Origin of the sequence: Stenotrophomonas sp. S41 (assembly GCF_016624625.1) — a bacterium.
GTDB lineage: Bacteria > Pseudomonadota > Gammaproteobacteria > Xanthomonadales > Xanthomonadaceae > Stenotrophomonas.
Genome location: NZ_JACVTV010000067.1, coordinates 1 through 23,074, shown reverse-complemented (window position 1 = coordinate 23,074; position 23,074 = coordinate 1). Strand labels below are relative to the sequence as shown.

Annotated in this window: 16 protein-coding genes and 4 pseudogenes; 7 read left to right on the top strand and 13 right to left on the bottom strand. The window is 63.4% G+C overall.

What is annotated here, in order from left to right; translation table 11 throughout:
* Positions 1-353: 353 nt before the first annotated feature.
* The 11 genes and pseudogenes from IAE56_RS14070 to IAE56_RS14020 form a co-directional block, all read right to left on the bottom strand.
* Positions 354-773, bottom strand: a complete 420-nt coding sequence (locus IAE56_RS14070) for a hypothetical protein (protein WP_200752952.1) — start codon at positions 771-773, stop codon at positions 354-356.
* 84 nt (positions 774-857) lie between these two features.
* Positions 858-1,616, bottom strand: coding sequence for an RHS repeat-associated core domain-containing protein (locus IAE56_RS21305; protein WP_325167194.1), 759 nt, complete (start codon positions 1,614-1,616; stop codon positions 858-860).
* 380 nt (positions 1,617-1,996) lie between these two features.
* Positions 1,997-3,651: pseudogene (locus tag IAE56_RS14060) on the bottom strand (RHS repeat-associated core domain-containing protein); the annotation flags it as partial.
* 812 nt (positions 3,652-4,463) lie between these two features.
* Positions 4,464-4,802, bottom strand: a pseudogene (locus tag IAE56_RS14055) (RHS repeat-associated core domain-containing protein); the annotation flags it as partial.
* A 107-nt stretch (positions 4,803-4,909) separates the two neighbouring features.
* Positions 4,910-5,230, bottom strand: coding sequence for a hypothetical protein (locus tag IAE56_RS14050; protein WP_200752950.1), 321 nt, complete (start codon positions 5,228-5,230; stop codon positions 4,910-4,912).
* A 399-nt stretch (positions 5,231-5,629) separates the two neighbouring features.
* Positions 5,630-6,667, bottom strand: a pseudogene (locus IAE56_RS14045) (RHS repeat-associated core domain-containing protein); the annotation flags it as partial.
* A gap of 462 nt (positions 6,668-7,129) precedes the next feature.
* Positions 7,130-11,764, bottom strand: coding sequence for an RHS repeat-associated core domain-containing protein (locus tag IAE56_RS14040; protein WP_200752949.1), 4,635 nt, complete (start codon positions 11,762-11,764; stop codon positions 7,130-7,132).
* Positions 11,765-12,158: 394 nt separating this feature from the next.
* A complete protein-coding gene (locus IAE56_RS21145; protein ID WP_234456085.1) occupies positions 12,159-12,575 on the bottom strand; it encodes a hypothetical protein in 417 nt (138 codons plus the stop codon).
* A gap of 87 nt (positions 12,576-12,662) precedes the next feature.
* Positions 12,663-13,579 (bottom strand): annotated as a pseudogene (locus tag IAE56_RS14030) (FAD-dependent oxidoreductase); the annotation flags it as partial.
* On the bottom strand, positions 13,576-14,961 hold the full coding sequence (locus IAE56_RS14025; protein ID WP_200752946.1) for an NAD-dependent succinate-semialdehyde dehydrogenase: 1,386 nt from the start codon (positions 14,959-14,961) through the stop codon (positions 13,576-13,578). The pseudogene IAE56_RS14030 and the gene IAE56_RS14025, both read right to left, overlap by 4 nt.
* Before the next feature lie 40 nt (positions 14,962-15,001).
* Positions 15,002-15,763 (bottom strand): hypothetical protein, encoded by a 762-nt coding sequence (locus tag IAE56_RS14020; protein WP_200752945.1) that lies wholly within the window; start codon positions 15,761-15,763, stop codon positions 15,002-15,004.
* A gap of 282 nt (positions 15,764-16,045) precedes the next feature.
* Between IAE56_RS14020 and IAE56_RS14015 the strand changes: the two genes are divergently transcribed.
* From IAE56_RS14015 to IAE56_RS14000, 4 genes are all read left to right on the top strand, one after another.
* On the top strand, positions 16,046-17,188 hold the full coding sequence (locus tag IAE56_RS14015) for a YncE family protein (RefSeq protein WP_200752944.1): 1,143 nt from the start codon (positions 16,046-16,048) through the stop codon (positions 17,186-17,188).
* Positions 17,189-17,460: 272 nt separating this feature from the next.
* Complete coding sequence (locus tag IAE56_RS14010; RefSeq protein WP_200752943.1) at positions 17,461-17,946, top strand: hypothetical protein; 486 nt, start codon at positions 17,461-17,463, stop codon at positions 17,944-17,946.
* A 111-nt stretch (positions 17,947-18,057) separates the two neighbouring features.
* The gene (locus tag IAE56_RS14005) at positions 18,058-18,870 is read left to right on the top strand and encodes an alpha/beta hydrolase (RefSeq protein WP_200752942.1); all 813 of its coding nucleotides are present in this window, start codon (positions 18,058-18,060) and stop codon (positions 18,868-18,870) included.
* Between the two features lie 23 nt (positions 18,871-18,893).
* Positions 18,894-19,064 carry a hypothetical protein gene (locus tag IAE56_RS14000; protein WP_165835693.1) on the top strand — a complete coding sequence of 57 codons (171 nt, stop codon included), beginning with the start codon at positions 18,894-18,896 and terminating at the stop codon, positions 19,062-19,064.
* A 4-nt stretch (positions 19,065-19,068) separates the two neighbouring features.
* On the opposite strand, the gene IAE56_RS13995 is transcribed toward IAE56_RS14000, so the two are convergent.
* The gene (locus IAE56_RS13995) at positions 19,069-19,761 is read right to left on the bottom strand and encodes a hypothetical protein (RefSeq protein WP_200752941.1); all 693 of its coding nucleotides are present in this window, start codon (positions 19,759-19,761) and stop codon (positions 19,069-19,071) included.
* 129 nt (positions 19,762-19,890) lie between these two features.
* Between IAE56_RS13995 and IAE56_RS13990 the strand changes: the two genes are divergently transcribed.
* The 3 genes from IAE56_RS13990 (at position 19,891) to IAE56_RS13980 (ending at position 22,194) form a co-directional block, all read left to right on the top strand.
* Positions 19,891-20,547, top strand: coding sequence for a hypothetical protein (locus tag IAE56_RS13990; protein ID WP_200752940.1), 657 nt, complete (start codon positions 19,891-19,893; stop codon positions 20,545-20,547).
* A 51-nt stretch (positions 20,548-20,598) separates the two neighbouring features.
* The gene (locus IAE56_RS13985) at positions 20,599-21,144 is read left to right on the top strand and encodes an RNA 2'-phosphotransferase (RefSeq protein ID WP_234456084.1); all 546 of its coding nucleotides are present in this window, start codon (positions 20,599-20,601) and stop codon (positions 21,142-21,144) included.
* Between the two features lie 81 nt (positions 21,145-21,225).
* A complete protein-coding gene (locus IAE56_RS13980; RefSeq protein WP_200752939.1) occupies positions 21,226-22,194 on the top strand; it encodes a polysaccharide deacetylase family protein in 969 nt (322 codons plus the stop codon).
* A gap of 17 nt (positions 22,195-22,211) precedes the next feature.
* Here the strand turns inward: IAE56_RS13980 and IAE56_RS13975 are convergent, their stop codons facing one another.
* The gene (locus IAE56_RS13975) at positions 22,212-23,054 is read right to left on the bottom strand and encodes an MnmC family methyltransferase (protein WP_200752938.1); all 843 of its coding nucleotides are present in this window, start codon (positions 23,052-23,054) and stop codon (positions 22,212-22,214) included.
* Positions 23,055-23,074 lie beyond the last annotated feature (20 nt).

The following is a 23,074-nucleotide window of genomic DNA, read 5'->3' as shown; positions in this document are numbered from 1 at the left end:
CCCCCCCCCCCCCCCCCCCCCCCCCCCCCCCCCCCCCCCCCCCCCCGGGGGGGCGCCCCCCCCCCCCCCCCGGAAGGAGCTGCGCATCATGGTAGCCTGCAGCGGCATCGACGTTGCAGCGCAGATGCAAGGTGCGCCAGGTGCTTGCCTGCGGGTGGTCTGGCGGTCGTGGCAGGTTGCGCCGTGCTTGTACAGCTTCAGCTTTGCCTTGCCCAGCCCCAGCCCTTCCAGGTTGGGTGGCCGCCCCAGCGCGGCCCTCACGTAATCCACCTGTGCGCTGCCATTTGCTGTGTCGTTGCCGCTCCAACGCACGCGCGCGCCTTCGGCACTATGGGCTGTGGCGTGAGGGGCTCTCAAGATGGCTCTGCATTCGACCTTCGGCTCACGACATAGAACGTCAGTCCACTCGCGACCCCGCCCCATAAGGGTGCTGCGAAAAGGACGCTCATCAGAAATATCGATAGCAGCAACTGCCCTACCAGCGAAGCGTTGAGGACAGAAAATCTTTCATGCTCAACGAGCGCGACAACTACTTGCGCCAGAATTCCTGCCAATATGCCCACAATCAAGCCTTTGCTCGCACAGCTCAACACAGTCTTTCCATGATGAGGCTTCAACAGCAAACCGAAGCAGATAAGCCCCGCAGAGTATAGCCATGAGAATCTGCCCGCAGTATCGAATTGATAGATGTCCCAGATAAATCCTGGAATAGCCACGGACATGAGAATTGAAACAGCCGCGCAGGACAGGGCATAACAAAGTGCGTCTTTCATTATGTTGCCTCTTAGGAGGGTGGACCCTAACTTTCACCGCGGGCAGTCTTGAAAGATGTTTGCCTAAGCGAGCCGGGGTAAATTTTATTCCGGGATTGTTGAATGGGCCAGATCGATTGACTGCAGATGATCTCTGGATGGCACAAAGTCCACCCATGGCCCCTCCCAACTGCTCCGCGTACCCCTGAGCCTTTGAGTGTCGAAGTATCCATTAGCTGTCCCGAAGTCGCCGGGCTTCTTCTCGATTCTCGTATGTCCTTTTGTCGTTCCGTCGGGAGTTGTGCCTGGAATCGGGCAGTCGCTCTGCCCCTGAGAGAATTGGCCCAAGAGCTCCCTCCAAATGGCAGGAGACGTCGAAACCAAAGCTGACACCATCAGCGCATCACCCAAGAGATTCGGACCCGGGAAAATCGGAATCTCAGAGGCACTGGGTCCATAGTCATAGCCCGACTGATGAACAAGGTATCCGTCACCTCCCGGGGACGCAGTAGCCTCATTAGGGAAATATCTGACTGCCGAGCGCTGCAATCCAAGCGGATCGACCCCAGAAACCGGGCCGCCGGCAGCATAGGCGAAGGTGGATATCCCGCCTCTCAACCCAATCGGATCACTCTGCGAGTACCGCCCCACCGCCGGGTCATACTCACGCTGATAGTTGTAGAACAACCCACGGGCAGCCGTCGCCTGCTGCCCCACACCGTCCCCATCGGGATCATTGGCCGGCGCATGATTGCCGAACACCTCGCTCTTGCTGCTCAACTCCCAGATCAGCACATCACGCACCGGGTCGATCACCACGCGCGGTGTGCCCAGGTGATCGGGTTGGATGTAAGTCAACTCCATTTTCTGCATCCGGCCCGATAAGGCTTTCTTGATAATCGAGCTTCAGGGGCGGCGCCGACATCATGGGTGGTCCGTAATGACGGATACGGAGCCGTCTTCCCTCAGCCGGACGTTTACATACACATCTGGTGGAGGTATCCGCTTGATAGACGCCCCTTCAGGTAGGATCTCCCAGGAGGTGATCGAGCCGCAGACTGTTTTATGAATCAACCTGCGACTATCCAACCCCAGTCTGGAAAGCTCGGCAACAACCACTTCAGGGGGGTGACGATCAAAGCCTTTATAGGCGGTGCAGGTCTGTCCCGATTCACCCATAGGATACGTTGAGCTTTCCACCTCGTCCCTGCACCCCTGCAGAGTAAGGAGGAGCGGGAGGATTGTTAGTATCCAAATGCATCGCATTGCCGGTCACTCCTCTCTTTTACGGCCCTGCTATAAGCCTTGTCCACCTCGGAGCCCCCTAGTCCGCCATCGCGAAGCCGCATTGCACAGGTCATCTGCTCTTGATATGCACGGCACTCAAGCTCATTCGATAGCTGCCGATGCTCCATCCCACCATACTCCCAGTCCTTGGGGAATGGGCTTGCACCTTTTGGCCTTCCAACGCAGGCCTGGGGAACCCTACTTTCAAGCAGCGCCTTATGGCTTCGCTCATGCACAACGGTGCATATCTTGTCGCAGCCAGAATTGCAGATACTGACCAAGAATCCTCCATTGCCATCACAAGTCACCATTCCCATTTGTCCGCCACACGTGCCGGTATCGAACACAGGTTCCAGTCCAAGAGGGTCTACTACGCTAACCGGAGAAGCGTTGGAGTGCCTATACACAGAGATGCCCCCGGACAAGCCTATGGGATCGGGTTGCGTATAGCGTCCGGTAGCAGCGTCATATTCGCGCTGGTAGTTGTAGAACATCCCACTCGCATCCGTCGCCTGCTGCCTTGGGAAGCGCAGCGCCAGATCAAACGCCACACCATCCCCATCGGGATCATTGGCCGGCGCCTGATCGCCAAACACCTCGCTCTTGTTGCTCCACTCCCAGATCGCAACATCCCTCACCGGGTCGATCACCACGCGCGGTGTGCCCAGGTGATCGGGCTGGATGTAGGCCAGCTCCGGCACACCTGTGCTGGGTACATTGATCAAGGCACCCGATAGCTATCCAGCCAGATCGCCTGCTGCTGCGCCACGCCCGTTGTCGAGTAGTTGCCAAGCCACTGCCCGGCTTCGTCGTATACCGTGATCTGGGCATTTCCGCCTTCCGGGGCGCGCAGTACACGCTCACCGCGATGGTTATAGCCGTAGCTTTCTAGCGCCGCATTGCCCTGCCTCACCGCGTTCATGCGGTTGGCATCGTTGTAGGTGAACGCCTTGCTGCCGATGCTGGTGGTGTTGCCCGCTGCGTCATGGCTGCGCGCCTCGCCATCCACAGCAGTCAAGCGATGGCTGGTGGCCGGGTAGGTGTAGCTGACGATACCGGCCGACGTGGTCAGCGCGGTGCGGTTGCCCGTTGCATCGTAGGCATAGGTTTCAATAGGTGTACCGGTTGCACCGTCCTGGGTCTGGGTCAGGCGACCCAGCGTGTCATAGGCGTACTTCGCAAGCACGGCTGAACCGGTGCCGTTCTTCAACTCGGTGATCGAGCCCACCGCGTCATAGCCAAAGCGCAGGGACAGGCCGCCGGTAGCCGGGTCGTGCACGGCCTGAGGGCGGTAGTCCAGATCCAGCGGACGCTGCAGTTGCCGGCCGTTGCCGTAGGCCCAGCCGGTGGCTGGGCCGAAAGCTGCGTAGGTGACTCCATTGACCACCACCTGCCGTGCCTGCCCGGGCCGGGTCAGGCCGATCTGGCTGATGCGCCCCAGCGTGTCGCGCACGTAGTCAGCCACACTGCCATCCGGGTAGGTCAACGATGCGAGGCGACCCGCTTTGCTGTAGGCGTAGCGCAGCGCACTGGCGACACCGTTGATCGTCTGCACCTTGCGGGTGACCTGGCCGAAGCGGTCGTGGCAGTACTGGGTGCTGCCGTTGGCGTGCCAATCCGACACGCTTGGCAGATATGCCGCTTGCCAATTCTACGATTCGCTACCCGAGCAGCGCGCGGCGTTTTTGGCGTGAATTGCCATGGCAGGAGCGACTACCAAGACTGCGAACACTACTAAAACTGTCAGGGCCAGCCCCCATTTTTGGCCTGTAACCGCAAGCACGAAGGGGAATGCAGCGATGATGGCCAATACATGAACATAGAGAAGGAGAAGCACATATCTGCCTTCCGTCAGCACAGACTCGACGCTGCATCCGCACCGCCCGCAATTCTTCCGCACCGACTTGTTAAGTGAATTAAACCAAGAGAAGCTCTTCTTGCGCGCCCCACATGAGGGGCATGTGAATGAAAATATAGAACTCACCGGCAAACCTCCTCGCCAACTATTGCCGCCGCTGCAACAGCATCAGGATGCTTATAAGCAGCTCTAAAAGATGAACCATAGACAGCGAGCCCGGTTACCGGAATCCCTACCGCTGGTGAATATATATAACTGACACCGAGACCCGAGGCAGCGCGGCTTAATAGCTGTACGGGATACTTGGATGCTACCGCACTTACTGCCGTCGCAGTCTGGCCAGGGTGCGAGGATACTTGGGAGAGCACGGCGTTCAGTTGAGTATGGGTACGGATTGCTTCCTCTTGAGCCCCTCGGCCCCACCAGCCGTCGCGACCAGTGAGAGCTGCCGCCCCCCATGCGACCCCCGTGATGTAGCTGGATACACCATCGCCAACTTGTCGTGGGATACTCTTGCTTGGCAGCTGCTTCTTGATCTGACTGTAAGAGGCAGAAATGCATTCGCAACTCTCCAGCCCGAAAGGATCAACACTGCTCGCGGGGCTTCCTGCAACATAGCTATACGTGCCAATCCCTCCCTCCAACCCAATCGGATCACTCTGCGAGTACCGGCCCACCGCCGGGTCATACTCCCGCTGGTAGTTGTAGAACATCCCACTCGCATCCGTCGCCTGCTGCCCCGGAAAACGCAGTGCCAACTCGAACGCCACACCGTCCCCATCAGGATCATTGGCCGGCGTTTGATCGCCAAACACCTCGCTCTTGTTGCTCCACTCCCAAATTGCAACATCCCGCACCGGGTGGATCACCACGCGCGGCGTGCCTAGGTGATCGGGCTGAATGTAGATGCAGCTGGCGGTACCGGCTGGCCTGGTTGGCGCTTGCGGCCCTCCGGGCCGACCTGAAATTAGATCCTGATAGCCTAGCTCCTAGTAAAGGCGGCGAACCGCCATCAGTAAATATCAGCCATGATACGAATGTAGTCATCGATCGTATCCACCTTCTTGTCGATTGCGACGCCACGACTTTTCGCCAGCGATTGAAGCTCATAGAGCAATATTCCATAACCAGAGTCCCAGCCGGCAGATGCACCAGACACCAACTCCTTTGAAAAGCGATCTGATGGCCGGATTTTTCCGGAAGGAAGTCGAAGCTCGCCTGCAACATGAATTAACAACTCTTTTACGACTTCCCTATCCAAGCCGCTGTGCAGGTAATAGTGATCGTAGAGCTCTTTAGCAGAAAGCTCTTCTCGATTTTCCAATAAATCCATTGATCCATCCCTCTTCTATTCGTCTCTTGAGCGACAGCCGCAATAAACCATGGAGCCGATATTCCAGAAGCCTTCCCATACAGTCGTCACGACAGCCGCACGACCAAATACTCGCCCCGTCGAACTCCAAGAGGCTTGAACAGGGCCGAATCGACGACCGTTGGCGGCTTGCTGCATCGATTGACCCACCCGAGATCCTGCAGCATGCTGCCACGTGGTTGCATGCGGCGCTGTACTAATTCCAGATCCAGTGCTTCCAACGGCAGTATTTGCAGCACCGTTTGCCACCTGTGACCCAGATGCGACGTCACCAATTGTCGACGCACGTTCGGGACCGCTCGCACCGAGTTTCCCCCAGTCCCAGCGCCTTTCCGCAATGCAATCTGCGAAGGTCGCCTGAAGACCATTCGAGTCGATGAGGGTAACTGGCGCGGACTGAACATAGGGGTACGTGCTAACCCCTCCCTCCAGCCCAATCGGGTCACTCTGCGAATACCGCCCCACCTCCGCGTCATATTCCCGCTGGTAGTTGTAGAACATCCCGCTCGCATCCGTCGCCTGCTGGCCCGGGAAGCGCAGCGCCAGTTCGAACGCCACACCATCCCCATCGGGATCATTAGCCGGCGCCTGGTCGCCAAATACCTCGCTCTTGTTGCTCCACTCCCAGATTGCAACATCCCGCACCGGGTCGATCACCACACGCGGCGTACCCAGGTGATCCGGCTGAATGTAGGCCAGCTCCGGCACGCCAGTAGCAGCAACATTGATCAGCGCCACCGGGTAATTGTCCAGCCAGATCGCTTGCTGCTGCGCCTGGCCCGTTGCCGAGTAGTTGCCCAGCCACTGCCCCGCTTCGTCATACAGGGTGATCTGCGCTGCGCCACCAGTCGGCGTGCGCAGCACACGCTCGCCACGGTGGTTGTAGGCGTAGCTTTCCAGCACAGCGTTGCCTTGCTTCACCGCGTTCATGCGGTTGGCATCGTTGTAGGCGAACGTCTTGCCGCCGATGCTGGTGGTGTTGCCCACTGCGTCATGGCTGCGCGCATCGCCATCCACGGCGGTCAAGCGATGACTGGTGGCCGGATAGCTGTAAGTCGACGTGCCAGCCGAGGTGGTGAGCGAGGTGCGGTTGCCCGTGGCGTCATAGCCGTAGGTTTCAATCGGCGTGCTTGTTGCACCGTCCTGAGTCTGGGTCAGCCGACCCAACGAATCGTAGGCGTACTTGGCAAGCACGGCCGAACCTGTGCCGTTCTTCAGTTCGGTGATCGAGCCCGCCGGATCGTAGCCAAAGCTCAGCGAAATGCCACCGGCGGCCGGGTCGTGCACCGCCTGCGGACGATAGTCCAGATCCAAGGGGCGCTGCAGCTGGCGGCCATTGCTATAGATCCAGCCCGTAGCCGGGCCAAACCCAGAAATATCAGGAGAAGCGCTATGCATACAGCAACATTGAACAAGAGGCTGGGGAGTATGGCGAGATAGGGATCTCCGACCCCAAGCGAATAGGGCCTGCGGCCGGACAGCGAGCCAAGTGCTCTAGCAATGATCTGAATCCATACTAGTGCAGCTATCTGAACAGCGATGATTCCAATCGCTGGCCAGCAGCGCCCGGAGAGAAGGAGCCTGCTCCGCCAGACTCTCCAATGCTTCATCTTCATTCTCACCGCACAAGATCAGCAGTCCTCCAACTGTTCAGAAAAACGATTGAAGAGTAAAAAATGCTTCCACCTGAGCCTCTGAGGCTATCACTCTTCAGTGCTGCACTTGCTCGTCGAGTAGTTCCAACTCCCTCCCTTATCTAAACAGGCATCTATAGCCATTTGCCCCATAAACAAGAAGGCAAAAGCAATAAACATTACAGTTGCACAGAGAAGGACAACGACCTTTGACTTTTTTTTCATTTCAATATTTATCCGGCAATCCATTCGGCCTGAATGGCGAACATACGTCAGAGCACGACCCCTCGCCCGCGCTATTTCGGCCGAATATATTGGCCCGCTGGTCTGCGGCCGACGCTGCAGATGAATCCCTCTTTACCCGCTGATCAAATATCTCCCGAGCATTACTCATATTGCATGCAGCTGCTTTGCCGCCTTGTCCGCGCTGAGCAGCCTCGCAGTTTGCTTTGCAGTGGAAGTACTTATCTTGGAGCTTCGTGTTAGCCAGCCTCATGTCGATATAGTTTCTCACGAAATCCTGCACCCCCTGCCTGTACTCCCCTGGGAACCCGCTCGGAGGAGGGGGCGTTGCGCCTGAATACTTGTAGATGTACTCCAGATCTCTTGACTGAAGGCCAAGCGAATCCACGCTCATTAGCGGTCCACCTCCCGCATAGGAAAACGTACTAATTCCCCCCTCATACCCAATCGGATCACTCTGCGAGTACCTACCGACCGCTGGGTCATACTCCCGCTGGTAGTTGTAGAACAAGCTACTCGCTTCCGTCGCCTGTTGCCCCGGGAAGCGCAGCGCCAGCTCGAAAGCCACACCATCCGCATCAGGATCATTGGCCGGCACCTGGTCGCCAAACACTTCGCTCTTGCTGCTCCACTCCCAGATCGCCACATCCCGCACAGGATCGACCACAGCACGCGGCGTACCCAGGTGATCCGGCTGGATGTAGGCCAGCTCCGGCACGCCAGTAGCAGCAACATTGATCAGCGCCACCGGGTAGTTGTCCAGCCAGATCGCCTGCTGCTGCGCCTGGCCCGTTGCCGAGTAGTTGCCCAGCCACTGCCCCGCTTCGTCATACAGGGTGATCTGCGCTGCGCCACCAGTCGGCGTGCGCAGCACACGCTCGCCACGGTGGTTGTAGGCGTAGCTCTCCAGCACAGCGTTGCCTTGCTTCACCGCGTTCATGCGGTTGGCATCGTTGTAGGCGAACGTCTTGCCGCCGATGCTGGTGGTGTTGCCCGCTGCGTCCTGGTTGCGGGCTTCGCCATCCACTGCGGTCAAGCGATGGCTGGTGGCCGGATAGCTGTAAGTCGACGTGCCAGCCGAGGTGGTGAGCGAGGTGCGGTTGCCCGTGGCGTCATAGCCGTAGGTTTCAATCGGCGTGCTTGTTGCACCGTCCTGAGTCTGGGTCAGCCGACCCAACGAATCGTAGGCGTACTTGGCAAGCACGGCCGAACCTGTGCCGTTCTTCAGTTCGGTGATCGAGCCAACCGGATCGTAGCCAAAGCCCAAGGACAGGCCACCGGCAGCCGGGTCGTGCACGGCCTTCGGGCGATAGTCCAGATCCAGGGTGCGCTGCAACTGGCGGCCGTTGCCGTAGGCCCAGCCGGTGGCTGGGCCGAAAGCTGCGTAGGTGACTCCATTGACCACCACCTGCCGCACCTGTCCTGGCCGGGTCAGGCCGATCTGGCTGACGCGGCCCAGCGTGTCGCGCACGTAGTCAGCCACACTGCCATCCGGGTAGGTCAACGATGCGAGGCTACCGGACTTGCTGTAGGTGTAGCGCAAGGTGCTGGCGACGCCATTGACGGTCTGCACCTTGCGGGTGACCTGGCCGAAGCGGTCGTGGCAATACAGGGTGCTGCCATTGGCGTGCAGCACTTGCACCAGACGCCCCTTGGCGAAGCGCTCGTTGGCGGCACAGGCAGCCGGGGCCACGTCGTAGCTGTAGCCGATATCCAGATTGGGGTCTGGGTAGGCCACGCCGATCAAACGGTTGAGCGCGTCGTAGGTGTACGTGGCGGTAATGCCCCGCGCATCGGTGCGCGTCTTGCGGTTGCCCGCCGCGTCCACGGTAAAGCTGCTGGTGCCACTGTCCGGGCTCACCTGCCCGGTCAGGTCACCAAAGCCGTTGTAGGCATAGGTGGTGTGCAGGCCCTTGGGGTCAGTCACCTGGGTAACCTGGTCCAAGGCGTTGTACTGGCTGCGAATCTCCGCCTCCACGCCGCCCACGTCCTGCAGGGTCTGCGCCAGACGGTTCAGCGGATCGTACTGCTGGCTGGTCACGCGCTGCAGGGCGTCGGTGACCGTCTGCGGGTTGCCGCTGGCGTCGTAGGTGAAACCGGTGGCGTGGCCGCTGGCATCCTTCACGGCGGTCAACTGGCCCAGGGTGTTGTAGGTGCGGGCCAAGGTACGCCGCAGCGTGCCGCCTGCATCCACGGTGCTTTCGTTGAGGCGGTTGCCGGCATTGTCCAGCGTGTAATGGATCGTGTTGCCGGCACTGTCAGCCACGTCGGTCAGCCGCTGCGCGGCGTCGTAGACATAGGTCACGCTGCTGCCATCGGGCTCGGTGATCTGCTGCACCTGGCCGGTGGGCCAATAGCTGATCTGGGTGACACGATCTTCAGCCGTGGTGTCCCCGCGCGCAGTGACCGAGGTCGGCCAGCCGCGGGCGTGGTAGGTGTAGTCGGTGACCACACCATTGGCATCCTTCACTGACAGCGGCCGCCCGTAGGTGTCGTAGGCCAGCGTCTCCACCGTCTGCCCGAGTGCATTGGTGACGCTGCGCAGGTCGCCCTTGCGATAGGTACAGGCACCATTGGTCGCGCATCCGGCGTCGTCTCCGGCGTAGTAGGCGTACGTGGCGGTGTCGGCCACGTCGGTGCGGGGGCCGTCCACACGCTTCAGCAGGCCCTCCACCGGGCAGTCGCCCGCGGCGGCCACATCCGCAGCGTCGCAGTAGCTGTAGAGGGTAGTGCGCGCCTGGCCGGTAGCCGTGTCGGTTACGGTGGTAGCGGTGGGCTGGCGGCGGGCGTTATAGGTCGTGCCGACGTTGCGGTTGCCAATCTGGGTGGCCAGCACCACGTTGGTCTGCACATCGCGCGTGATCCGCGTCGTGCGCTGTTCAGGCGTACCGACGGCTTCGTTCATCGTGTGGATGCTGACCGGGCGGCCACTCGCCGGATCGGTGGCTTCTGCGTAGGTGTGCTTGGTCTGGACGCCGCGCTGGTCGGTATAGGTGTCGAGCCGGCGACGGAAATCAACGCTCTGGTCGTAGTACGTGCGGCTTACCGCGCCCTGGGAATCGCTGACACCCGCCACCTTGCGTGGCGGCGCCGTGGCACCACCCGGCGTCAGGGTGTAATCGGTCTGGCGACCGAGTGCGTCGGTCACCACCGCACCACCTGCGGGGCTGTAGGCGAGGGTTACGCCATCGGCTCCGCCCGCGTGTTGGCTGGAGATGACGCGACCGATCGAATCGTAGATGAAGGTGCTGTAGCGTCGGCCATCCTCAGCGGTGATGCCGGTCAGGTGCTGGGGGAAACTGCTGTTTTCGTAGTGGTACGTCCGCACACCTCCTCCCGCGTACGTCACCGTGGCCACCTGGTTCTGCGGGGTATAGGTGTATGTGGTGAGCGGCACGCCTTCCACCAGCACCGCGCTGATCAACGCATCGTAGTCGTTCGATGGGTAGACGAACTCCAGCCTGCGGCCACTGCTGTGCACAACGGCCGCGATGCGATCGCTGTCGTCGTAGAGGTATGCCAGCGAAGTGCCGTCCGTGAACTGCTTGGCCGTCAAGCGGCCGTTAGCATCAAAGGTGGAGACCTCGCCGGCCGAGTAGAGGGTCCAGTTGCCGTTCTGGACAAGACGATCACCGCTGCCATCAGCAGCCTCGAATGCCTGCCCCACTCGCTTGAAGGGACGCTGGTAGCCTGTGCCTTCGATAAGGCCGACGTTGTCGTTGCCATCCAACGCCAACTGCACATCCAATGAGTGCGTCCAGCCGTGGCCAAAACCCCCGGTGCTGGTGGATATGCCGGAGTGATAGTGACGGGTCAGATTGATCCAGCCAAGGTCGAAGTCTTCGGCGATTTCATACTTCTCGCCGGTTTTCACATCGCAGGGGTTGCCGACACTGCCATCGCACCTTGCCCGGCCGCCGCCTTGGCCGCACAGACCGCCACCGCCACTGGCATCGCATTCCACTGTCTTGGAAGTGATGGTGGCGACGAAGTCTTCGTTGACACACGCTTCGTAGTTGTCGGACCACCCGGTCATCTCTACGGGACAGTTAAGCCGGCGCATCCGTGAGATCGCAATCTCGCCCTCAGATGCCTGACAGGGATAGTCAACGGTGTTGTCTCCGTACATGACGGTTGAGCGGTAGTGCCGCAACTCGGCGCGACCCTCCATCCCTGGAAAAACCTCTTCCCAGGGCCCCAGAGGTGTCATCGCTCTTCCAGGGCAGGAAGGGTTCTGATCGTACTGCAGGAAATCAGCGATCAACTCCGCTTCAGTCTCGAAGCGCATGTTGTAAGTCCACTCGGGATCAGTAGGCTCGCTCATCCCTATCCAGTAAGTGATGGCCACACTTCCGCCAAAGGCGACAGACTTCGACTTGATCGTCTTTACGTTCGCCCACGCATGTTGGTATTCAGCAGGCACACCAGGCGGCACAGGCAGCGTCTTGAAGGCCTCAACTGCCTCCTGCTGTGTACTGAATTCCGAGGCATTGCCGGCAGGCTGGGAAATACGCCAGGTAATTTTGCTTTCCTGGCCCTGCGCCGCCAGCGGAGCCATGCAGCTGAGCATCAGCATTGCCACTGCGGCACGCGATAGCGTCTTGAGTCGATTCAACATCCCTGTTTTCCCTCACTGGACGAACGCAGCGTCGGCGGGGACGAGAACGTGGGCACCACGTCATCTTCCGGATCGTCCCTGAGCCGATGTTCGATGGAGCTGAACGAGGTCTTTATCTCTCAGATGCTGTGGGGTCGCAAGTCGGAGCTGTCTGATTTCGGACGATTCCTAATGACGCGCTTGCCGAGGGGCTGGCGACATCGCCCTCACAGGGGCGGCCATACATGGATCGGAACGGCAGGTGTGGGAAGGATAGATGCAGGGGCTGGGGTGGGGGTGGCCATACGGCGCTGGTTCGGGCCACCCCACATGGTAAACAGCAAAGACGACCCTGCGAGGAGGCGGCGGCAGGCAGAACGCAGGGTGGCCATAGCTGTTGATCAGATGGAGCGCTTCATCCCCCGGAAGGCGCCCCGGCATCATGGTCAGCCGGCAGCGCAATCGGCGTTGCCGCGCAGATGCTGCGCAGGGCCTGCTTCAGGCCTTCCTCCATGGTCGGGTGGTAGAACGGCAGCTCCAGCAACCGGCTCGCGGTGCAGCCGGTTTCAACGGCCCACGCCAGCAGGTGGGCCAGGTGCTCGCCTGCAGGCGCCACCAGGTCTGCACCGATCAGCTTGCCCTGCGGTGCGGCCGCATACAGCGTCAGCGTGCCTTCGTTCACTCCTTCCACGCGTGCGCGGCCCTGGTCGTCAAAATCGGAGGTTCCCGTTACGGCGCCCTCTTCTTCAGACTGGCCGATGCTGGCAACCGGCGGATCGGTAAAGGTGATGCTCAGCGGCACGTGGCGTTTTACCGTGACCTTGGCTGGCATCGCCGCGGCGTTGCGTCCGGCAATGGCACCATCGCTCGATGCCTCATGCAGCAGGGGCAGGTCGGCGGCAGCGTCGCCCGCCAGGAACACCGCGCTGTCACCGCAGCGCATCGTCTCGCGGTCGTGGCAGGGCACGCCGTGTTTGTCCAACGCCAGTTGTGCCTTGTCCAGGGCCAGGTCGTCCAGGTTGGGCGGACGGCCCAGTGCGGCAACGACGTAGTCCACCTGCACGCTGCCATCGGCCTGGTCTTTGCTGCTCCAGCGCATCTTCACGCCCTCATCGGACCGTTCGGGATGCACGTCCACGCCGAGGTGGACCGCCATATCGCGCGCTTCAGCACGGCCAGCAGTGCATCGTGCACGCGCGGGCAACGCACCTTGGCCAGCGTCGTCTCCTTGCCCAGCAGCGTGACCTGCACGCCCAGCCGGGCCAGGGCCTGGGCAAATTCCAGCCCCAGTGAGCCGGTGCCCACTACCGCTACGCGCTTGGGGAGCTGCTTTAGTTCGAACAGGCTTTCGTTGGTCAGCACGCGCTCGCCCAGTGCTTCAAAGGGCGGTGGCAGGGCAGGCGCGGAACCAGTGGCAATGACAATGGCGCGTGCCTCGATGCGTCGGCCGTCCTCCAGTTCCAGCGTGGTCGGCCCGGCAAACCGCGCACGACCGGTCAGCCGCGTGGCTGGGTCGAGCTTGTCGATCTGCTTGCGGGTCAGCGCTGCAAAGCGATCGCGCTCCTCGCGCACGCGGCGCATCACCGCCGCGTCATCAATGGTCATGCCGTCCACGTGGATGCCGAACAGGTCTGAACGGCGCACGTGCTCGGCCTGCTTTGCGGCCGCCAGCAGCAGCTTGGAGGGCATGCAACCGACGTTGGCGCAGGTAGTGCCGCTGAAGTGCGGATCGATCAGCAACGTGGACGCGCCATTACGGCGCGCGGCCCGCTCTGCTGCCAAGCCAGCCGTGCCGGCGCCGATCACCGCCACATCACAGTGCAGGGGCGTGCTCATGGGGCCGCCGGCAGGGTGATGGATTTGACGTTGACGAATTCCTTCAAGCCCTCGGGGCCATGCTCGCGGCCGTAGCCGGAGGCCTTCACGCCGCCGAAGGGCAGGGTGGGGCTGGCCACGTTGAAGGTGTTGATGCACACCATGCCGGTATCGAAGTAGGTGGTCGCCAGCTCGCGGGCGCGCTTCACATCGCGGCTGAAGATGCCGCCGCCCAGGCCATAGCGGCTGTCGTTGGCGATGCGCAGGGCGTCATCATCGTCCTTGGCCTTGATGATGGCCGCGGCGGGGCCGAACAGCTCGTCCTCATAGGCGACCTGGCCCGGAGCAACGTCAGCCAGCACTGTGGCCGGGTAGAAAGCGCCGGTGCGGTCAGGGATCTCGCCACCGACCACCAGGCGCGCGCCTTGGGCCACGCTCTTGCTGACCTGCTCGTGCAGGGTGTCGCGCTGGGCCTTGGAGACCATCGGGCCCAGCTGGGTGTTGGCATCGTTGGGATCGCCCATGTGGATCGCTGCAAACTGCTTTGCGTAGGCCTCGACGAAGGCGTCGTAGTTCTTTTCGGTCACGATGAAGCGCTTGGCATTGACGCAGGTCTGGCCGTTGTTGAACAGGCGGCCCTTGACGCAGGTCTTTACTGCCAGCTCCAGATCGGCGTCGTCCAGCACGAGGTAGGCATCGTTGGAGCCAAGTTCGAGCATGGTCTTCTTCAGTGCCTTGCCAGCCTTCTCGGCCACGGTTCGCCCTGCCTTTTCGCTGCCGGTGAGGGTGACCGCGCGCACCAGGTCGTGATCGATGATGGCATCAGACTGGTCGTGGCTGATGAGCAGCACGCCGAACAGGCCCTTGGGCAGGCCAGCCTCCTCGTACAGGTCGCGCAGGAACAGGCCGCTGCCGGTGCAGCTTTCGGCGTGCTTCAGCAGGACGCCGTTACCGGCCATCAGGCTGGCGATGGAATAGCGCACGGCTTGGTAGGCCGGGAAGTTCCACGGCTGGATGCCGTACACCACGCCGATGGGCTGGTGGGTGACGATGCCGGTGCCATTGGCCGAGGGCCGCTCTTCATCGGCGAGCACCTTCGGGCCCTGCTCGGCGGTGTACTTGCAGATGGCCACGCACAGGTCCACCTCGCTGCGGCTGTCGCCGATCAGCTTGCCGACCTCGTCGGTCATCAGCTGCGCGAAGGCTTCCTTCTTCTCTTCCAGCTTGCGGGCGATGGCGGACATCACTTCAGCGCGCTCTTCCAGGCTGCGCAGGCGCCACTGCATGAACGCTTCGTGGGAGGCCTTTACGGTGTCTGCCGCCTCGGCGTCGGACATGTATGCGTAGGTGTGCAGCACCTGTTCGGTCAGCGGGTTGATCGTCTTGATCGGGTGATCGCTCATGGGGGAGTCTGCCTTGGGGGAGGGAATGGAAGGGGCGGTTTCAGCCGTAGCGGTGGCGATGGCGGCGCAACTTGCCTTGCACGTGGTGCAAGGCCTTGAGCACTTCATCGCGCCAGCCATCGGCGGGCAGTTCGCGCACGGCCGAATGGGCCGCGCAGACAAAGGGGGTGCCGGCCCAGCGCTCGGCCAATGCGCGCGCCCAGCGCTCGAACGCGTCTGCGGCGCCGGCCCGGGGCTGCAGTGCGCGCGACAGCGTGGGGTGGAACTTCAAGCCGGACTGCGGCAACCATTTGCCGAGGGCGCCGGGCGCGGCCAGCACGCTGAGGGTGTCGTCAACATGCACGATCCCGCTGCGGCGGTGACGGACCAGGACCGAGCTGGCGTGCACGTTGTCGTCGGCCGGTACCAGTTCCAGGCCGGCGGGCACGGTGAAATCCAGGTCATCGGCGAAGTCGGCCTGGGTCTCCACGTCTTCGATCACGTGGGGATCCCATGGCAGGTGCGGTGCCTGCTGCAGATGACGGCGCGTGCCGATCAGGCGCGCAGCGGGCAGCAGCTGGTGCAGGGGCTCGCAGTGCAGGGTGTGGAACGGATGCACGTTGATGATGGCGTCCACCAGCGTGCCGCCGGCGGTCAGGCCCAGCAGGGCCTGGCGGTGGGTCTCGTTGGGGGTGTAGCTGTCCAGGACGAGGAAGCGGCCGTTGGTACGACGCACGACGGAAAGCTGCGTGCCTACGTCGAGCAGGCCGGCCACCTTGAAGGTGCCGCGCAGGTTCCAGAAATCATTGGCGAGTTGCTGCATCGGGATCAGAGGGCGCGGCTGCGGTGGCCGTCGCGGGCGGTTGGCTGGGGGCTTCTGATCCTGCGCAGGCCGCGATTCCAACGGTGTGAACGCGGGTGATGGGCACGTCAGGGTTGCAAGGGCAGCAGCCACGCACGCGTGGGCGGACGCCACGCCCCCCCAGCTGCTACCATTGCCCAGCTACCCAGCCAGCCCACCCCGCGCAGACAGTTGCGGGGCGGGCCGTCGCAGAACGGCCCAGCGAGCCAGGACACCCTCCCGTGCCCTTTCAAGGATGCTCGCATGACCCGTCTTTCCGTTTTCCGCTCGGCCGCCCTGGCCGTTGCCATCTCGCTCAGCGTCGGCGCCCCGGCGGCATTTGCCGATAACGCGACCGCTGCTACCGCGGCCAGCACCTCGGTGCAGCGCCAGGCCATCGCCCAGGGCCTGTACGAGCTGGCCTACAGCCCCACCCAGAACGCCGTGTTCGTGGCCTCGTCCGGTGGCTTCGGCGACAACGCCGGCCCGGCCCAGGTGTTGCGCCTGGACCCTGCCACGCTGGCCGTGCAGACCCGCATTCCGTTGGAGCGCAAGGGCTTCGGCGTGGTGCTGGATGACGCGCACAACCGCCTGTACGTCGGCAACACCGTGGACACCTCGGTGACCGTGGTCGACACCGCCAACAACAAGGCCGTCGGCACCGTGCAGCTGATGGAAAAGAAGGTTGGCAAGGACGGCAAGGCCGCCTACACCCATGACCTGCGCGAGCTGGTGGTCGACAGCGCCGCCAACCGCCTGTACGTCACCGGCCATTCCGGCGAAGGCAGCGTGCTGTTCGTGGTGGACACCACCACGCTGAAGCTGATCGACACCATCCCGGGCCTGGGCAAGGCCAAGGCGCCGGGCCTGGCGCTGGATGCGGCCAACAAGCGCGTCTACACCAGCAACCTGCTGGCCGACCTGGTGGTGGTGGGCACCGATTCGAAGAAGGTGGTGGCCCAGCACAAGATCGCCGCCGAGCAGCCGATGAACATCGCGCTGGACCCGGACGGCAAGCGCCTGTTCGTGACCGACCAGGGCTCGGAGATGATCCGCAACTACGTGACCAAGAGCAGCGAGGGCTTCGTCAGCAAGCACCCGGGCCAGCGCGTGCTGGTGCTCGACCGCAGCACCGGCAAGGAACTGGCGAGCATCCCCACCGATGCCGGCCCGCTGGGCATCCTGCTGGATGCACCGCGCAAGCGCCTGTACGTGACCAACCGCGAAGGCGGCACGGTGACCGCGTATGACAGCGCCAGCTACAAGAAGGTGGCCACTTATGCGGTGCCGACCCACCCGAACAGCCTGGCCCTGGATGCGAAGAACAACGTGCTGTTCGTGAGCATCAAGAACGGCGAGAAGGATGCCAAGGGCTCGGAAGAGAGCGTGGCGCGCATCCAGCTGTGATGTGACCGGTAGCGCCGGGCCATGCCCGGCGGATTTCCGGATGAGAAGGCAGGGTGCAGACCCTGCCTTTTTCTTTGTCCGGCCGGCCCGCTGCCCCGTCCAACTGCGCTGAACACGGCGGGGCGGGGGGGGCGACCTGGAATGCGAGCTGCCGCCGGTGGCAAAGGACGAGCGCCCACTGGCGGCGGGATGCTGACCCGGGTGCGCATCCCGCAGGGCTGATGCTACTGTGCGGCCATTGCAACCTCACCATGACGGATACGGGGTACTGGATGGACAAGGAACGGTCTCTTCCCGCGATGGCGCGCGGCCTGCGTATCAGCGTGGTCCTGGCTGCAGCGCTGGTCCTGCCGGGGTGTGTCCCGATACTGAAGTTTCTGGACTGCCACCACCTCTACCCCTATCTGAGCGACACCGAGCGCAGGAAGGACGTGCTGCGCTGGGCCGACCAGTATGTGCTGGGCCATCCGTCCAGTGAATTCCATCGCGGCATCGGCAAGTGGGTCGGCCCGGGCAGAAACTCGCTGCGGGGCCTGCCTTCGTTGCCAAGGGATCTTTGGGGCAACGAAATACGCTTGGTGGCAGAGGGGCCCGACGGCATCTCGATCATCTTCATTGGCAGGCGTTCCTACCAAGGCCTGTGGATCAGTCGCGACCCGATGCCGGGTGCCGTGGAGTCAGTGCCGGGGGTGTCGGACCAGTTCATGCAATCCATGTACGCGGGACGCGTGGCGGTGCAGTGCTATTACGAGCGCTGACGGCGCAGGCGTGCGGCGTGCACGCGGTGTCACGGCCGGGGCCGATTCCCTCACGGCGGCTATCGGTGGGCCTGCCTAGCGTAGGTACCTCCTTCCCCCACAGGAGCTGCCATGACTGCCTCTTCCATCCGTCTGCACGTTGAAGACACCGGCGGTACCGGCCGCCCGGTCATCCTCATTCATGGCTGGCCGCTGTCGGCCGAAGCATGGAAGGCCCAGGTGCCGATCTTGCGTGATGCCGGCTACCGGGTGATCAGCTACGACCGGCGCGGGTTCGGCCGCTCGGAAAAGCCGTCGTCCGGCTATGACTACGACACCCTGGCCGCCGATCTGGCCGCGGTGATCGAAGAGCGCGACCTGAAGGAGGTGACTCTGGTTGGTTTCTCGATGGGCGGTGGCGAAGTGGCGCGCTACGTGGCCAACCATGGCGAGGGCCGTCTGCACAGCGTGGTGTTTGCTGCCGCCGTGCCGCCGTATCTGCTGCAGAGCCTGGATAACCCCGAAGGCCCGCTCACCCAGGACAAGGCCGACGAGATGCGCGGCGGCCTGGAAAAGGACCGCGAAACGTTCTTCGATGGCTTCACCCGCGATTTCTTCAGCGCCAACGGCAAGTTGATGGTGACCGAGGACGAGCGCCAGGCGGCCATCGCGCTGTGCCACCAGTCCGACCAGACCGCCGCGCTGGGCTGCATGAAGGCCTTTGCCACGACGGACTTCCGCGGTGACCTGAAGAAGGTGAGCGTGCCGACCCTGGTGCTGCATGGCGACAGCGATGCCATCGTGCCGTTCGAAGGCTCGGGCGAGCGCACCCATCGCGCGGTAGCCGGCAGCGAGGTGGTGACCCTGAAGGGCGCGCCGCATGGCTGCAACACCAGCCACGCCGATGACTTCAACCTGGCGCTGCTGAACTTCCTGAAGAAGTAAGCCGGCACGGGCATACTGCCGCCATGGCCACCGTACGCACGCCCCCGTGGAAGAAGCCCAACCCGAAGGGGCAGAAGAAGCAGCCGCTCTCGGATGCGCAGAAGGCCGCCGCGCGGCAACGCGCGGAGGAGAACGGGCGGCGCTACCCGAACCTGGTCGACAACATGTGGGCGGCGAAACTGCCGCGCGGCTGAGCCATCACTCAGCCGCGTGCGGTGCCGCCATGGGGTGCCAATCGGCTTCTCGCCAAGGCGCCACCGTGCGTTCGTGCAGGCGGATCAACGCCGGTGGCAGCGGCATGCAGTCCTGCAGGGCGTCGCGCAGTGCGCGTGCGTCCACCGGTTGCGCGGTGGCGATCTGCAGCACTGGCCCGCGCCGTCGCACCTGCACTGGCAGTACGTCATGTACCTCGGCCATGCCCGCCATGCGCGCCACCCGGTAGCGCATGACGATGGGCCGTGCGGTCTGCTGCAGCACCGGTGCCCACGCCTGCAGCAGCGCGTCCTGCTGGTCGGCCGGTACCTGCACGTCGATGATGGTGGACGGGTAGCCGCGCAGGCTTTCCACGATGACCTGGAAACGCGCGCCGTTGGGCATCAGCAGTATGCAGGCGGCCACGCTGCCGATGAGCACCACGGCGGCAACAGCGGCCCAGCTGCGCGGAATCCTGGGCTGCAGCGTGATGCTGCGCAGGTTGGGGCGGCGCTTGCGCAGGCGCCGGTAGCGGCGCTGCGCCGCGGGACTGGGCAACAGGCTGTGCTCGGGCAGCGGCACTTCGCGCGGCGGTAGACGCGAAAGCCCCCTGTTGATGGCGCGGGCGACCAGCCAGCCCACACCTGCAGCCACCAGCAGTGGCAGAACAAGGCGCACGAACAGGTACAGATCCAGCACTGGCGGCACTCCTGTGCACGTTTCCATGGGCCGCTCATGATCGCGCATCCACCCGGCGATGTCGCATCTGCCAGCCGACAGCGCGGCGACGCCTCGCTAGGATGCGCAACCTTTGCCGGGATGCACTGCATGACGCCCACGACCGCCCGCCTCCGGCGCTTCTTTGGCGCGGGACTGATGCTGTTCCTGCTGCACGTTCTGGCGCTGGCATCGGTGGCGCTGGCGGTGGGCTACTTCCACCACCGCCTGGACCTGCTGCTGGAGCCCATCGAAGTGCCGCTGCTGCTGTCCTGTGGTGGCGGCGACCCGATGGCGCGCATGCAGGTGGCCGAGCATCTGCTGGCCCGCGCCGGCGCGCTGGATGACTGGCAGCCGGTGTGCTGGGTGGTGGTGAGTGCGCTGCTGTGCTCGCTGCTGGGAACGGTGGTTGTCAGCCTGCATTGGCTGCAGCAGGTCCAGGACCTGCATCGGCGCAGTGTCTGGGGGCTGCTGGGCCTGCATCTGCTGGCCTGTGCGCTGGCCGTGCTGCTGCTGCGCCTGTACGAGCAGGTCTGGGCCGGCCTGGTCAACGGGCTGCCGACGGTGTGCATGGCCGAGCCGATGGAGCGGGAGGCGACGGCGATGCTGCCCGCGCACCGCACGCTGCCACAGATGCTGTCCGATGCCGGCCTGCTGGTACCACAGGTGCCGGATGCACTGGCCATCGTGCTGTGTGGTGTGCTGCTGGCCGCGACGGTGATCGGCGTGTGGTTGTGGCGCGCGCTGCCGATGCCTGCGCCGGAGTAAGCACGTGCGTGGGCGCTGGCGTAAGTGGCCCGCGTGCGTCACGCTATGCCGATGGAAAAGGATATTTCATTCGTACGGGCCAGCAGGTTCCTGAGCCTGGTACTGCGGCATGAACCGCAGAAGATCGGCCTGCCGCTGGATGCGCAGGGATGGGCCGGCATCGATGACCTGCTGGCGCGGTTGCCCGCGCATGGTGTGCGGCTGGACCGCGATGCCCTGCATCAGCTGGTGCGCGACAACGACAAGCAGCGCTTTGCGATCAGTGACGACGGCCAGCGTATCCGCGCCAGCCAGGGCCACTCGATCAAGGTGGACCTTGGCCTGGCGGCGCTTGAGCCGCCGCCGTGGCTGTACCACGGCACCGTGCCGCGCTTCCTCGAAGCGATTGCCAGCGAGGGCCTGCGCCCGGGTGAGCGCCAACATGTGCACTTGTCGCCGGACCGCGCCACCGCCTTCCAGGTGGGCTCGCGCCGCGGTACGCCGGTGATCCTCAGCGTGGATGCGGGGCGCATGCATGCCGATGGCCACAGCTTCTACCAGTCGGCCAACGGTGTGTGGCTGACCGCGCACGTGCCGCCGCGTTACATAGCGGGTTGAAGCAGCGCTGGTCGAGGCGACTGGCTGCACCGTGCCGCGCGCAGGTAGAGTGGCCGTTCCTGCCGGAACAAGGATCTGCCGATGCGTTCGTTGCTGCGTGCCGTGCCGCTGCTGCTGCTCTCGCTGGTGGCGCAGGCCGGTGAAGTGGACCGCCGTATTGCGGTGACCATCGATGACCTGCCGTGGGCGCGCCTGGACGAAATCGTGCCGGCCGACCTGCAGGCGCGCCACGAGGCGTTGATGGCACAGCTGCGCCAGGCGGGTGTGCCGGTGGTCGGCTTCGTCAACGGCAACAAGCTGGAGGTGGAGGGCGTGGTGCAGCCGGCGCGCGTGCAGATGCTGCGCGACTGGCGCGATGCCGGCTATGAGCTGGGCAACCACACCTGGTCGCACATGGATCTGAACGCCAAGGGCGTGGCCGCCTTCCAGCAGGATTTCCTGCGCGGCGAGGAAGTGCTGAAGCCGTTGCTGGCCGAGCGCGGCCAGGTGCCGCAGTGGATGCGCCACCCTTACCTGCGCGCCGGCCGCACGCCGCAGGATCGCGCGGTGATGGACACGTTCTTCGCCGAGCACGGCTACCGCATTGCGCCGGTGACCGTCGACAACGGCGAGTGGGTGTGGGCCTTCGCCTATGCCAACGTGATGAACGAGCAGCCGGATTCACCCGAACGCGATGCGACGCTGGCGCGCCTGCGCAAGGGCTATGTGCCGTACATGCTGAACAAGCTGGACTACTACGAACAGCAGTCGCAGGCGCTGCTGGGCTACGCGCTGCCGCAGGTGTGGCTGATGCATGCCAACGAACTGAATGCAGCAACCTTCGCCGAGCTGGTGGCCGCGACCAAGCGGCGTGGCTACCGCTTTGTATCGCTGGAAGAGGCCGTGCGTGACCCGGCGTATGCGCGTGGTACCGAGGGCTATGACGGGCGCTATGGCCCCAGCTGGCTGCACCGTTGGGCGATGGCCGAGAAGAAGCCGAAGGACTACTACGGCACGGAACCGGTCGTGCCGCAGTGGGTGAAGACGCTGGCCAAGGTCAATTACGAATGATGGCCAGCAGATAAGGATCAGCGCTTGACGGCCAGTACGCCGTCCAGCGCCAGCTCGGCCTTGAAGCCGGCCTTTTCCAGGCGCTTGGCCACTTCGCGCGGCACGTCGCGGCCGCTGGTCAGTTTGTTCGGCGCGCCGGTGTAGTGGAACAGGCGGCCGCCTTTGCGGATTACGCGGGCAAGGTGATCGTAGAACGCCTGTGAGTACAGCTCACCGGCAATGCCGAAGCGCGGCGGGTCGTGCAGGATGGCATCGACGCTGTTGCTGGCGACCTGCTCGATCTGCTGCGAGACATCGCCCTGGCCGAAGTGCAGACGGCCACCGGCGGCCGCGGAGTCTGGATCGGGCGACCACGGATTGAGCGTGCGCAGCCACATCACGTAGGCGTTCTTTTCGAACGAACGGATCTGGCCGACGCCGGCTTCCAGCGCGCAGGCGGCGAAGTAGCCGAGGCCACCACAGGTATCGAGGATGGACTTGCCAGCCGGGGCGACCAGCTCGACCTTGCGGCGTGCGTCCTCGAACGGCGACAGCTTGGAGGTCGGCAGCATCTTGATGCCGTCGATCTCGAAGGTGGGCGCGCCCCATTCGGTGGGCACCAGCTTGATGAGCGAGCCGCTGAAGCGCGAGATCGAGGCGAAGTCCTCGCCGTCCCAGTAGTACAGCGTGCGGTCCTTCAGCTTGCCCGGCCACGGGTAGTGCTGGCCGCGGAAGCTGAAGCCCTCGGCGTCCAGACCGACCGTTTCCTCGCTGCGGCCCAGGTCGAGCGAGCCCTGCCAGTCGGCAGCGCCCTTGTCGTGCGCGCGGCGCAGGGCGTCGGCGCTGTCGCGGGTGAGCAGGGGGCCGGTGTAATGGGGCACGGCGGGTACCGGGGCTGGGC